At 63.3% G+C, this 13,746-nt stretch carries 8 protein-coding genes; 3 read left to right on the forward strand and 5 right to left on the reverse strand.

Translation table 11 applies throughout. The features are described 5' to 3' along the window. Positions 1-227: 227 nt before the first annotated feature. Positions 228-2,669 carry an endopeptidase La gene (gene lon / locus D0Y96_RS02255; RefSeq protein WP_117297702.1) on the forward strand — a complete coding sequence of 814 codons (2,442 nt, stop codon included), beginning with the start codon at positions 228-230 and terminating at the stop codon, positions 2,667-2,669. 159 nt (positions 2,670-2,828) lie between these two features. On the opposite strand, the gene D0Y96_RS02260 is transcribed toward lon, so the two are convergent. From D0Y96_RS02260 to D0Y96_RS02270, 3 genes are all read right to left on the reverse strand, one after another. Next, on the reverse strand, positions 2,829-3,863 hold the full coding sequence (locus D0Y96_RS02260; RefSeq protein WP_117297703.1) for a 6-phosphofructokinase: 1,035 nt from the start codon (positions 3,861-3,863) through the stop codon (positions 2,829-2,831). Positions 3,864-4,030: 167 nt separating this feature from the next. Further along, on the reverse strand, positions 4,031-4,777 hold the full coding sequence (locus D0Y96_RS02265; protein WP_147324889.1) for a hypothetical protein: 747 nt from the start codon (positions 4,775-4,777) through the stop codon (positions 4,031-4,033). A gap of 171 nt (positions 4,778-4,948) precedes the next feature. Next, positions 4,949-6,238, reverse strand: a complete 1,290-nt coding sequence (locus D0Y96_RS02270; RefSeq protein ID WP_117297705.1) for a tetratricopeptide repeat protein — start codon at positions 6,236-6,238, stop codon at positions 4,949-4,951. 283 nt (positions 6,239-6,521) lie between these two features. Between D0Y96_RS02270 and D0Y96_RS02275 the strand changes: the two genes are divergently transcribed. Continuing rightward, positions 6,522-7,235 carry an SDR family oxidoreductase gene (locus D0Y96_RS02275; RefSeq protein ID WP_117297706.1) on the forward strand — a complete coding sequence of 238 codons (714 nt, stop codon included), beginning with the start codon at positions 6,522-6,524 and terminating at the stop codon, positions 7,233-7,235. A gap of 172 nt (positions 7,236-7,407) precedes the next feature. Here the strand turns inward: D0Y96_RS02275 and D0Y96_RS02280 are convergent, their stop codons facing one another. After that, on the reverse strand, positions 7,408-8,706 hold the full coding sequence (locus tag D0Y96_RS02280; RefSeq protein WP_147324890.1) for a histidine-type phosphatase: 1,299 nt from the start codon (positions 8,704-8,706) through the stop codon (positions 7,408-7,410). Positions 8,707-8,784: 78 nt separating this feature from the next. After that, positions 8,785-9,237 (reverse strand): DUF1569 domain-containing protein, encoded by a 453-nt coding sequence (locus D0Y96_RS02285; RefSeq protein ID WP_117297708.1) that lies wholly within the window; start codon positions 9,235-9,237, stop codon positions 8,785-8,787. Positions 9,238-9,639: 402 nt separating this feature from the next. On the opposite strand from D0Y96_RS02285, the gene smc reads away from it, so the two are divergent. Then, on the forward strand, positions 9,640-13,545 hold the full coding sequence (smc, locus tag D0Y96_RS02290; RefSeq protein ID WP_117297709.1) for a chromosome segregation protein SMC: 3,906 nt from the start codon (positions 9,640-9,642) through the stop codon (positions 13,543-13,545). Positions 13,546-13,746: the final 201 nt, after the last annotated feature.

A 13,746-nucleotide genomic window follows, 5' to 3' on the forward strand; every position in this document is an offset into this window, starting at 1 on the left:
ACCGCCGTCTCTTCTCTTTCGGCCGCGCATCCAAATGGGAGAGGCCCTGAGTCAGGGCTGTGACGGATGCCTGCCGGAGTGCCGACCGGATGGCTGCCTTCTGCGGGATGCGCCTGGATTCTTTGTAAGTTATTGATAAAAATGGCTTAATTTTTATCGTTTTTTCCGATGCGACTTTTTATCTATCTGCTGTATCCAATAGCTGGTTATTTGATATAAGGACACTCATGGCTAGCGATTTCATCAGCATCATTGAACCGGGCGACCCACGGCAGCGCGAAGAGCGCGAGCGGAGTAAGGTTCTGCCGGTTCTTCCGGTTCGTGACACCGTATTGTTCCCGCATGCTGTTCTGCCGCTGACAGTAGGCCGGGAGAGCTCCATTCAACTGATTCAGTCCCTGGGCGAGGAAAAGACCATCGTGGTGGTGGCGCAGCGCGATGCCCGCCTGGACACGCCCAGGCCCGCCGATCTGCACGCCTACGGCACCCTTGCGACCATTCACAAGGTCGTGAAGATGCCCAACCAGAGCCTCTTCGTGTTTACGGAAGGCACGGAGCGGGTGAAGCTCGGCGAGTTTTCGCAGACCGAGCCTTTCATGACCGCTGCCGTCGAGCCGGTCGAGGATGTGGAGCCGCAGCAGAATCCTGAGACCGAAGCGCTGCAGCGGAACGTGCTTTCGCAGTTTCAGCAGATCGTGACCGCTTCTCCCACGCTGTCGGACGAGCTGCAGACGATCGCCATGAACATCGACGAGCCGGGGCGGCTGGTCGACTTCATTGCCTCGTCGCTTCCCTTCCTGGCGACGCAGGACAAGCAGGAGCTGCTGGAGACGGCGGACATTACCGCGCGCCTTGAACGGATCAACCAGCACCTGGTGAAGGAGCTGGAGGTGCAGCAGCTGCGCAACAAGATCCAGTCCGAGGTACAGGACCAGGTGCAGCAGTCGCAGCGCGACTACTACCTGCGCGAGCAGCTCAAGGCCATTCAGAAGGAGCTGGGCGAGCAGGACGAGAGCCAGAAGGATATCGACGAGCTGCGCCAGAAGCTCGAAGCCGCCGGCATGCCGGAGGAGACGAAGAAAGAGGCGATGAAGGAGCTGAGCCGGCTTTCGCGGATGTCTCCCATGGCCGCCGACTACTCGCTGACGCGCAACTACATCGAGTGGCTGGCCGTGCTGCCGTGGGCGAAGTCTTCGGGCAGCGCGGTCGATATCGCGAAGGCGAAGGAGATCCTGGACGAGGACCACTACGACCTGAAAAAGGTCAAGGACCGTATCCTCGATTACCTCTCCGTGCGCCGGCTGAAGCCGGACATGAAGGGGCCGATCCTCTGCTTTGTCGGACCTCCGGGTGTGGGCAAGACCTCGCTGGGACGCTCCGTGGCGCGGGCGCTGAGCCGGGAGTTCCGGCGCATCTCGCTGGGCGGCATGCACGACGAGGCCGAGCTGCGCGGACACCGGAGAACCTACATCGGCGCGCTGCCGGGGCAGATCATCCAGAACCTGCGCAGAGCGGGCACAAACGATCCGGTCTTTATGCTGGACGAGATCGACAAGCTGGGACGGGATTTCCGCGGCGATCCGGCGTCGGCGCTGCTCGAGATTCTGGACCCGGAGCAGAACAACACGTTCCGCGACAACTATCTCGATCAGCCGTTCGATCTGTCGAAGGTGCTGTTCATCTGCACGGCGAATATGCTCGATCCGATTCCGGAGCCGCTGCGCGATCGTATGGAGATCATCGATCTGCAGGGGTACACGGAAGAGGAGAAGACGCACATCGCCTTCCGGTATCTGATCCCGCGCCAGATCAGGGAGAACGGGATCAGGGCGGAGAATATCGACTTTCCGCAGGACTCGATCGGCTACATCGTGCGGCACTACACACGCGAAGCAGGCGTGCGTAAGCTCGAACAGCTGATTGGGACGATCTGCCGCAAGCAGGCGCGGCGCATCGCCGAGGGTGCGACGGAGACGCTGACGATCACGAACGAGGTGATCCACGAGTTTCTGGGCGGCATCAAGGTGCGCGTCGATACCGAGCTGGCGGAGCGCACCAGGCGCGCAGGCGTGGCCGTGGGACTGGCCTGGACACCGGCGGGCGGCGACGTGCTCTTCATCGAAGCCAACCGCATGAAGGGCAAGGGCGGCTTCACGATGACCGGGCAGATCGGCGAGGTGATGCAGGAGTCGATGCAGGCGGCGCTGACGTGGGTCCGCTCGAATGCGACGTCGCTGGGGCTGGATGAGGATTTCATGAAGGATATCGATATCCACATTCACGTGCCGGCGGGGGCGATTCCCAAGGACGGGCCTTCGGCGGGCGTAACCATGGCGACGGCTCTGGTCTCGCTGCTGACGGATAAGCCGGTGCATCCGCTGACGGCGATGACCGGCGAGATCACGCTGAGCGGGAACGTGCTTCCGGTGGGCGGCATCAAGGAGAAGTTCCTTGCGGCCAAGCGCGCCGGGGTAAAGGACGTGATCCTGCCCGCCGAGAACCGGCTGAACGTGGAGGAAGATCTGATGCCGGAGCAGATTGCCGGAGTCAATATCCACTACGCCAGCTACATCGGCGACGTACTTGCTGTCGCGCTTCCGTCCACAAAGGCGGAGGCGCGGCACGACCGCCAGGTACGCGACGAGGTGCTGCAGCAGGCGAGCGCGTAAAAAACAGGGATGAGCCATCAGGGATCAGCCATCAGAGATTAGAAAACCACCGATATCTCAAATCCGCAAAATAAAACGCCACCGATATCGGTGGCGTTTTTTTCTAATTGCTCATCCCTGTTCACTCATCCCTGAGCCCTGTGCTCTGCGACCTGAGTCCTAGATTTTCGGCTCAAGACCGTCGATGATGGCGAAGAAGCTTTCATCGAGCTGACGGTTCTTCGAGATGGCCTCAGCCAGCGGAATGCTTTCGATCTTCGTGCCGTGCAGAACCACCAGACGGCCGAAGGCGCCCTCGTGAACGAGATCGATGGCTGCAAGACCGTAGCGGGTGGAGAGCATGCGGTCGTAGGCCGTCGGCGTGCCGCCGCGCTGGGTGTGGCCCAGGTTGACGGAGCGGGTCTCGTAGCAGGTCTTCTCTTCGATCAGCTCGGCGAGCGCCTGGCCGATGCCGCTGAGGCGGGCGTGGCCGAAGGAATCGACCTTGCCGCCAAGGGTGGCCTGACCGGCGCCGGGGATCTTCGCGCCCTCTGCCACGACGACGATGCCGTACTTTTTGCCGTGGTCGTGGTTGTACTTCAGCAGCGCGCAGACGTGGTCGATGTCGATGGGCTTCTCGGGCACGAGCACAACGTGCGCGTTGCCGGCGACGCCGGCGGTCAGCGCGATCCAGCCGGCATCGCGGCCCATGACTTCGCAGACGATGACGCGGTTGTGGGCCTCGGCTGTGGTGTGAAGGCGGTCCACGGCCTCGGTGGCGATGGAGACGGCGGTGTCGAAGCCGAAGGTGACATCGGTTCCGTTGAGGTCGTTGTCGATGGTCTTGGGGACGCCGACGCCGGGGAAGCCGGCCTGCACGAGGGCATTGGTCACCGACTGGGTGTCGTCGCCGCCGATGGCGATCAGAGCGTCGATTTTATTGGCCTTGAGCGTGGCGATGCACTTCTCGATGCCGCCTTCGATCTTGCGGACGTTGGTACGCGAGGTGCGCAGAATGGTGCCGCCGAGGGTGAGGATGCCGTCCACCTTCTCGAGCGTGAGCGGCGTGGTGTTGTTTTCGATTACACCGCGCCAGCCTTCGAGAAAGCCGACGAACTCGTCTCCGTAATGGTTGATTCCCTTCTTCACGACCGCATGAATCACGGCGTTCAGACCAGGGCAGTCTCCGCCGCCCGTCAGTAGTCCAACTCGCATTGCCTGTTTCTCCTGAGAATTTACTGCTTCGAATGTCATCATACAGGGACTAACCGTTCAGACAGACCCCGCTGCAGTACTGATCCATTTTGAAAATGAACCAGTACTCCGTTGCGCCGGTGCCGGCCGCACGGCGAACGCGGCTGCGGAACAAAGCTCCCTCCTGTTTAGTGCGGAACGGGCTTCGGGTGGCGCATGGTCGCCACAGGCGCAGGAGGGTTGCTGATCTTCGCCACGTACGCGGCATAGGTCTGGCTCTGCGCGGCGATCACCTTTCCCTCGCCGCTGAGCACAACGCTCCAGATGATGTACTGATTGTCGGCATCGCGATCGGTGAAGAGAATGTGCCGCGTGCGATCGGAGACTGAAACCTCGATGGTCGGCTGCGGAGCCAGCAGCGTCTCCGGCACGAGACTGGGCTCGTTGGGAATGTTCGGCTCGCCTCCCACCATTTCAACGTAGCAGGCGGCAAGCGAGAGCCAGTCGCCTTCCGGGTCCGCGCTCTTCTTTGCGGTCTCCGCCGGAACGAGAGAGTTGAAGACATCGAAGTTCCGGTCTCTTTTGACGGCGGCATGCCACGGCGTGGCGTTGTGGTAGTAGACCGGCACAATGCGGATGCGTCCGCCGTCACGCGGGACGAGCACGGTAAAGAGCGACTCTCTTCCGTTCGGCTGCGCGCTGGAGTAGTGCAAAAGAATCGTGCCGGGAAGCTGAGGACAGAGCGCCTGATCCCACTTCCAGTTTCCCGAGGAGAGATCGTAACCGTAGAAGGCCGCTTCCTCAGAGATGTCGCGATGGCGGCGGCTCAGAATGGCGGCATCGGAGGGGTCCACCGCATCCGGCGCGTGATGAATCAGCGAGAAGTAGCGGAGCGGGGAGCGAAGCCCGCCGGAACCGCCTTCGGTCTGGGCCACGAAATGATTCTGCTGGGAAAAGCCCTGCGCCGTGAAGGCGAGGAGCACTGCACATGCCGGAAGAAGACAGGGAGGAATCCTCATTCTGGCTTCAGTTTACAGAAAGCGCCTGCACGCTTCGTAAAAAAGGGCAGCCATAGCGGCTGCCCCCTTTCTCTGCTGCTGTTTTCCTTACATACCCGAGCGGCGGCGGGCGGCGGTGTGGTGGACCGGGGCTTTCTTCTCCGGCTTCAGCGCACCGTCCTTGAGGATGATCATCGGAGGATTCTGCGTGTAGGAATCAAAGGTGGCGATGTAGGTCACCTTGGCTCCCTGCGCAGGCACTTCCTTGAGCGGGGTCTTCATGTTGACGGTGAAGTCCGCCTTCTGCGACTGCTGCGCATCCTGCGAGACGGCAATCTGCACCGAATCGGCGGTCGCGGAGACGACCACGCCCGGCACCTCGGCGGTCTTGCCCTGCAGAACCGCCCAGACCTTCTGCGCATCGTCCGGTGTGCCGTTGGAGAGGATGAACTCCTTGTCGGCGAGGGCGAGCGTGTTCAGATCCGGCGTGCTGGTGACGGCGTTATGCGCCAGATCCTGCGGAGACGGCGGCGGCGGCGCGGGCACCGGCTTGTAGCTGTCCGGCGGGAAGAGGTTATCATGCGCAAGCTGCTGGATGGCGGGAAATCCATCCATGGCGCCGTGGTACTTGTTGTACCAGTACTCGGCTGCCTTCTCGATGTTGTCCTTGAAGGGCGCCGGAGCATACTGCGCGGCGCGGGTGAGGAACCAGATGCCGTTGACGAGGTCCTTCGGGTCCTGCTGGAGGTAGGCGTTGCCGAGGTAGTAGGTATCGAGGAGGCCGGTGCCGCTGGTGGTCTGCGCGGGGTCCTTGTAGGACTTCAGCTCAGAGGTATAGGCGGCGATGGCGCCCTTGTAATCCTTCTTCGCCGCATCGTCGGAGCCGACGGCGTTGTAGAAGGTCGGCTTGGCAAGATCCATGATCTTCTGGAAATCGGCATCCGTCATGCTTGCGGGCTTCTGCACATTGAGCCCCTGCTGGGCCTTGGCCGAAGCGTCGTCAAGCAGCTGCTGGTTACCTTTAGCCTGTGCATGCTCCAGATAAACAACGGCGATGAGAGCGCGAAGATCGTTGGGATCGACCTGCAGGAGGCGCTGGGCCGCATCGAGGACCTTGGGGGCGTTGTTGGCTCCCTGGTAGGCGGCGACGAGCTGCTCGAGCATCTCGGTTTTCACAACGCTGTTGGGGTACTGCGTCAGGAACTGCTCAATGGCAGCGGCCTTCTGCGTGGGATCGGACTGGCTGATAGCGGCAGAATAAGCGTTGTACTCGGCCGGATCCTTAATCGTGATTTGATTAGGCTGCGCACCCTGACTCTGACCCTGAGCCAGGACAGGCAGGCAGCAAAGCGAGCTGGAGGCAACAGCCAGCAGGGAAGCAAAGACGACCTTCTTCATTCAACGCTCCTGGGGAGATTCCTTTTCCATCTTTAGCATGCACAGACAGGCGGCAGCACAGAATTCAGCAGCACAACCCTCAATCCCTGTCACACCCAGCGATGATGCTGGATTATAAAAATCGGTGGCTTCGATGACAAGTTAAACCACGGACGGCTCGTGAAAAAACTCATAACAGGCCATTGTTTTACGAGATTTCAATGTATTTGATTTTCACACGGCGGGACCGGACAAAGCGAAATTCCGTGTGCAGCATCTGAAATGAAAGGATGGGCAGATTTTCATGGGAGAACTGAAGGGACAGGTCGCGGTGGTGACCGGAGCGGGACGCGGCATCGGCGAAGCCATCGCGCAGAGGCTGGCCTCGATGGGCGCGGCCGTGGTGCTGGCGGCGCGCAGCGTCGAAGATCTTAACCGGGTCCGCGGCTCGATTACGGCCGCAGGCGGAGAGGCGGAGGCGGCCGCTGCCGATCTGCAGAAGGAGAGCTCCATCGCCGCACTGGCCGAGATGGTGCGGCAGCGGTATGGACGCTGCGACATTCTGGTGAACAATGCCGGCGTCGGGAAGATCGGAAGGCCGCTGCACGAGATGGCTCCGGAGGACTGGGAGACGGTGATGAGCACGAACCTGCGCGGCCCTTACCTGACGATTCGGGCCTTCGCGCCGCTGATGATCGCGGCCCGCAGCGGGCATATCGTGAATATTTCCTCGCTGGCGGGACACAATCCGCTGAAGAACGGCGCGGCCTATGCGGCGTCGAAGTGGGGACTGAACGGGCTGACCTATTCGGTAGCCGAAGAGCTGCGCGAGTATGGCATTCGCGTGTCGGTGGTGGCTCCGGGATCGGTCAACACGAAGTTCGGAGGCGGAGCTGCGGAGCATGGAGAGCGGAAGATACAGCCCGTCGACATTGCGCACGTCGTCGCCATGCTGGTGACCCAGTCGCCTCAGTCGTTTGTGAGCGAGGTGCTGGTGCGGCCCACCAGGAAGGCATAGAGACAGTGTAAAAAGCAGCTAAGAAGCGGTCAGCGAAAAGCCGGCCAGCAGAAAAGCGGTCAGCGGAAAAACGGGCAGCGGATATTCACGGGATGAAGGTGCAACCCACGTCCGAAGATCCGGGCGCCGCCTCCAGCCTGTGCATGCAGATGCTTTGTGAAGCCCCTGCCGATTACTTTGTGAAGGCCGGATCGATGGCCTGCCCGACCATGCGGTGAAAGCCGGAGAGCGGGCAGGGATAACCCGGCTCAGCGCGGCTGCAGCCTGGGATGAAGATCGGCGCGACAGACGGCGGCTGCGCTTCGGTGAGGGGAACGGCGTTGCGCATCTGATCGAGCGTGGCGCTGATGAAGTACGCACGAACATACGGCTCGGCATGCGGAGGCTGGTGCAGCTCGAAGACCAGAGCGCTGCCCGGCGGCGTGGCGTCGAAGGGCTGGTCGGGCAAAAGCCAGTTGAGGCGCAGCAGACCGCCGAGCCATGTCTCATTCGAATCGTGACCGGAGAGAAAGACAAACTTCTCCGCGGGCGAGCCGAGCGCGCCATCGACGGGCTGCCCTGCCGCCGCCTGGCGCAGAGTGCGGTCGATGTGATCGGCCAGATGCGACGCTCCCACCTGGGCAAGATACGGCGTGCGCAGCACGAAGTCGTGATAGCGCGTGTTCATGCCCATCAGGTCGTCGAGCACCGGACGCGAAACGCGGCCCCATCCCACCTGCGACATGGGCATGCCTTCGGTGTACTGCAGCAGAAAGTGCTCGGCGAAGTCGGCGCCGGCGGAGACGGGCGTCTGCATGGCGAAGAGATCGCCGCCCATCGTCGAGGGAGCAGTTTGAGGCGCATCGAGGAGCGATTTTTTGCCGGGTGCGGGCGGACGGCCCGCGGAGAGGATCTGCTCCAGCTCTTCGAGCGAGCGCTGATAGGAGTGCGGCCACCATTCGGGGTGGCCACCGAGGCGTCCGGAGATGGCGGCAGCGGCCAGAGCGCGGTCCTGGTGCGCGACAAAGGCTCCGGGATTGAAGAGCGGATCGGCCTCGCCTTTGGGATGAGAGTGAATATCGAGCGCGCAGCCGGGCGCAAGGCCTTCTGCAATGGCCTGCGCGGTCGCGAGGGTGCGCTGCGCATTGTTCGCGGCGATGTAGAACGCCTCCGGAGCGCAGACCGACGAGTCGCCGAGCAGTCCGCGATATGCCTGCCGGTAATACGCGCCCATATAGCGGAGAAGCGTAGCTCCATGCGCGGTGAGCACGCCGGGCGCGACCGGCCACTGCGGCCAGGGATCGGCGTTGTAGGCGTTGTCGCGGATCTCGCTGCCGATGGGAGCACGCACCCCGTGCCGCCCGAGCACGATGACAAGGCGGAGATCGCTTCCCTCGCCTGACGGAGCAGACGAAGCGGCGGCTCGCAGCGCGGGAGCGAAGACGATAGCGGCAAGCAGAACGGGAAGAACGGCGCGAAGCGCTTTCGGCATGATCGGACCCTCGGCGGCGAGGCCGCGCCGCACGGCTTAACGATATCGGATCGAAATCAACGCAGGGTGTACGGCAGGTTACCGGCCGAACTGGCGCAGATGGTGATCGGTGTGCAGATAGCCCCAGCGCAGCCACTCATGGCGCGTCATCGCCCCAAAGTATGGATGGCGGCGGCCTTCGATCCCGGCCTCGCAGAGCCGGGAGATCAGAGCGAGGAGATCGCTGCGCGTGAGCTCGAAGTCGCCCGTCTCGGCGCCGAGGCGGCACTGATCGAGCTCCGGCATGGTCGGCACGCCCTTCGGCCATGGCGACGGCGCCCAGAGAGCGCCCCACTTCAGCAGCGTGCGCTGGAACAGACCGGTGGCCTCGCTCACCTCTTTTTCGCCAAGAGGCACGCGGATGGCCTCCGTGAGATGCCGCACCATCTGCCAGGCGTTCATCCGCCCCCAGCAGGCGCGGTCGGCGGGGCAGAGTTCGGCAATGCGGGCCAGCAGTTGAGCGCGGTCTCCGGCAATGGCCAGCGATTTCATGCAGAACCACGGTAGCAGAGCTGAAAGCGCTCGATGCTCCCTCGCAGAGCGGGCCGCCAGGGTACCGGGATGAGGTACCGGGAATGGTTCCTCCCTCGCCGTATTTTCACTTGTCAGCGGCAGCGGGCGGGACTAGCGTAAAGGACATCTGGTGATTCCCCGCGACAACCTGCAGGCAGTGTCAGCAGTGTGCCCTTCGGCCCCTTTTCGGATGCAGAGCGCCCTTTTTAGCCGCTGAGACGCACTCTGTGTCTAATAGTTGGGTTTGGGACGCCTTATCCACAAGATGTTGGGGTGAGGATGTTGACCCACCGGGTACCCGGGGCTACAGTTTTCACTGAGGATGGCTCAGTTTCATCCAATTTTGCCCCTCTTTCCCCTTCGTTCAGGAGTTCAATCCGCATGCTGAAGCTTAAAAAAATCCAGATTCTCGGCTTTAAGTCGTTTTGCGACCGCACCGAAGTAACGCTGCCCGGCCAGGGTATGGCCGTGGTGGTGGGCCCGAACGGGTGCGGTAAGTCGAACATTCTGGACGGCGTGACCTGGGTGCTGGGCGAGCAAAGCGCGAAGAGCCTGCGCGGCGGCAAGATGGAGGACGTGATCTTTGCCGGAACCCGCGACCGCAAGCCGCTGGGCATGGCCGAGGTGTCGATCACGCTGATCGACCCGGAGGCGTACCAGGGAGGTCCGCTGCTGGAAGGCCCCGAGGTCGTGATTGAAAACGAACTGAACCCGGACTGGGACGAGGAAAAGCTGAAGGCGGAGAGAGCGGCCGAGGTCGAGGAGATTATTGCCGACTCGCAGCCGGGACAGGTGATCGAGGGCGATGCGCCTGCGGCTCCCGCGGGGGGCGATGCGGCTGCGGCTGAGGCAGCAGCGGCGAACAGCGAAGCCGCTCCAACGGAGGCGGCGCAGAGCGCTCCGGGGAATGTAGTGCTGAAGATCCGGCGGCGCAGGTTTCAGAAGACGCCGCAGCAGGGCGAGATCGTCGTGACGCGGCGGCTCTTCCGCACCGGAGACAGCGAGTACCTGCTGAACGGCAGGCTCTGCCGTCTGCGCGACATTCAGGACATCTTCATGGGCACCGGCCTGGGGCCGGAGTCGTACGCGATCATCGGACAGGAGCGGATCGGGCAGCTGCTGAGCTCGAAGCCGCACGACCGCCGCGCCATTATCGAAGAGGCGGCGGGCATTACGCGCTTCAAGACGAAGAAGCGGCTGGCGGAGCTGCGGCTCGAGCAGGCGAAGCAGAATCTGGCGCGCGTGAACGACATCTTCGAGGAAGTGACGCGGCAGATGGGGTCGCTGAAGCGCCAGGCGGCGAAGGCCGAGCGCTACGGCGCGCTGCGCGACGAGATGCGGGCGCGGCTCAAAGTTGTGCTGGCGAGCAAGGTATCGCAGATGGATGCCGAGCAGGCATCGCTCACGGCGCAGATTGCCGGGCTGACGGGAAAGATCGACGAGCACAGCCAGAAGATCGAACAGCTCGACGGCGAGCATTCGACGGGCGTGGAGCGCGGATACGGGCTCGACGCACAGCGGAAAGATGCGGAGACGCGCGCCAACCAGAGCGCGGTCGAGCTGGAGCGGGCTGCCTCGCGGCAGAACGCCAACCAGGAGCGCATCGCCGATCTCGAAGCGCGGGCGGCGGCGGCGCAGGCCGAGCTGGAACAGGCGAAGCAGCACCTGCAGAGCCTGACGGCGGAGCGCGACGGGCAGCGCAGCTTTCTTGAGAATGCGGCGGCCGAGGCGGCCAGCTTCCGCGAGCAGGCGCAGGCAAAGCAGCAAACCATGCGCGAGGCGGCGAGCGCCGTCAGCGCGCAGGAGCAGCGCGCCGAGGCCGGACGCCGGCAGGCGATGCAGGTGCTGTCGCAGACCGGACAGGCGCGGAACCAGATTGCTCAGGGCGAAGAGTCGCTGGCGTCGCTGGAGCGCGAGGCGGAGCGGCTGGCGGTCGAGAGCAATGCGGCGCGGCGCGATCTGGAGGCTCTGGGCGCGGAGCGCGGCCAGGTCTCGATGAGCTTCGAGTCGGTCACCGAAACGCTGCGGCGGCTGGAGTCGGAGATCAGCGGCCTGCGCGCGGAGATTGCAACGAAGCGCAACGAGGAGACGGAAGCGAAGCGGCGCGGCGATCAGCTGCGCGCCGAGCAGGCGACGCTGACCGGGCGCAGGAACTCGCTCGAAGCGCTGATCCGCGAGCACAGCTACTCGACCGATACGGTGCGGAAGCTCTTCCGCTCGAACTCGCTGGGCGGCGGACTGAAGCCGGTGGGCACTCTGGCTGACTTTCTGGAAGTGAACGGGCAGTATGAGAGCGTCGTCGACGAGTTTCTGCGCGATGAGCTGAACTACATCGTGGTGAAGAGCTGGGATGCGGCGCATGAGGGCATGCGGCTGCTGAAGTCCGATGTCGACGGACGCGCGACCTTCCTGGTGCATCCGGAAGACTCGCAGGCGAAGTTTTCCTTTGCGGCCAATGCCGCAGCTACCGGCTATGAACAGCAGCAGGGCGTGGTGCGACTGAAGGACTGCATCCGTGTGCTGGACGGCTTCGGCAAATCGCTCGAAGTGATTCTGCCCAAGCTGCGCGACGGCTATGTCACTCCGGACTCGGATACGGCGCGGGGGCTGGCGCTTGAGAATCCGAACGCCTTCTTTCTTGCTCCGTCGGGCGAGTGCTTCCACAACGTCACGGTCACCGGCGGCAAGCCGAGCACGGAAGGTCCGCTGGCGCTGAAGCGCGAGCTGCGCGAGACGCAGAGCAAGCTCGATCACGTGGAGAAAGAGCTGGGCCAGGCGGAGATGACGGCCGCTTCCCTTTCGCGGACGCTGGCCGAGCTGACGCGCTCACTCGACGGAAAGAGCGAGGAACGGCGCAACGCCGAGCGCGAGAGCGCGACCCAGAGCGCGGCGCTGCGGCAGATGGATTCCGAGGCACAGCGGCTGGAGCGGCGCCTGCAGGAGTGGACGCTGCAGAGCGAGCGCAACAGGGATGCGCGCACGGCGAAGCAGAGCTTCATCGAGCAGAAGCGCGACGAGGCGGCACGCCTCGAAGAGCAGCACGCCGCGGCGGAGGCCTCTCTGGTAGCGCTGCAGCAGCAGGTGGAAGAGCTGCGGCAGAGACGCGATGCGGCGCAGCAGGAGGCGGCGCAGGTTTCGGCGGAGCTGGCCGGCCTCGAAGAGCGGCGGCGCGGCGCGGAGGCGGCCTTTGCGCGTATCGACCGCATGTACGGCGATCTGGAGCGGAGAGTGGCGCAGATCGGGCAGCAGCTGGCCGCGGCCTTTGCCGAGAAGGAGCAGCGCACGCGAGAGAACGAACAGCTTGCCGTCAATCGCGAGCAGCTGGGCGCAGTGCGCGAGCAGGCGCTGAAGGAAGCGGCGCAGTGGGCCGGGGAAGCGGCAGCGCTGCGCGTGCAGCTTGCCGAGGCGGAGCAGTCGCTGAAAGCGCTGCGCGCTGAAACCGACTCGATGCGCGATACGCGGAGCGAGCGCAGCACCAGCTCGGCGCGGCTCGCTGCGGAGCTGACGCACATTGAAGAGAGCTGCGTGAGCGATCTGGGCATCGAAGCGAATCTGCTGCGGGCGGAGACGGAGCTGCCGCGCATCGAGGGCGAAGCGCTGTCGAACGAGGACGAGGCCTGCCGCGAGATGAAGAAAAAGCTCGAGGCGATGGGTCCGGTGAACATGATGGCGCTCGAAGAGTACAAGGAGACGGCGCAGCGTCACGAGTTCCTGGAAACACAGCGGAAGGATCTGCTGGATTCGATCGAGAACACGCAGGCGACGATCAAAGAGATCGACGAGATCTCGCGCACCAAATTCGACGAAGCCTTTGCACGCATCAACGAGAACTTCAGCGCGACGTTCGGCAGGCTCTTCGGCGGAGGCCAGGCGTTCATGCGGCTCACCGACCAGGAGAACACCGCCGACAGCGGCATCGACATCGTGGCGCAGCCGCCGGGCAAGAAGCTGCAGAACGTCTTCCTGCTCTCGGGCGGCGAGAAGGCGCTCACGGCTCTGTCGCTGCTGATGGGCATCTTCCAGTACCAGCCGAGCCCCTTCTGCGTGCTGGACGAGGTCGACGCGCCGCTCGACGAGACGAACGTGGGACGGCTCGCCGATATGCTGCGCTCGATGGCCGAGGATACGCAGTTCGTGATGGTGACGCACTCGAAGCGCATGATGACGGCGGCGGATCTGATCTACGGCGTCACCATGCAGGAGCCCGGCGTATCGAAGGTGGTCAGCGTGCGCCTGGGCGGCCAGGAGCGCACGCCGGACCGCACCCTCGTGCGCGCCAGCGCATAAGCGCAGGAAAAATTTCACGACAGCGGAAGAGCCGTGCTGAGTACTCGCACGGCTCTTCGTCCGTCAAGTATTCGCTGGTAACCATCTTTGCTGTCGAAAGAGACATCCTTCTCTCTTCTTTTTGGTTTGCCCTTGACAGGAACCTTCCCTGCGATTTATGCCGCGTGAACACTGTGTTTCAGCGATGTTAACGACGCGTTG

The organism is Paracidobacterium acidisoli, from assembly GCF_003428625.2.
Classification (GTDB): domain Bacteria; phylum Acidobacteriota; class Terriglobia; order Terriglobales; family Acidobacteriaceae; genus Paracidobacterium; species Paracidobacterium acidisoli.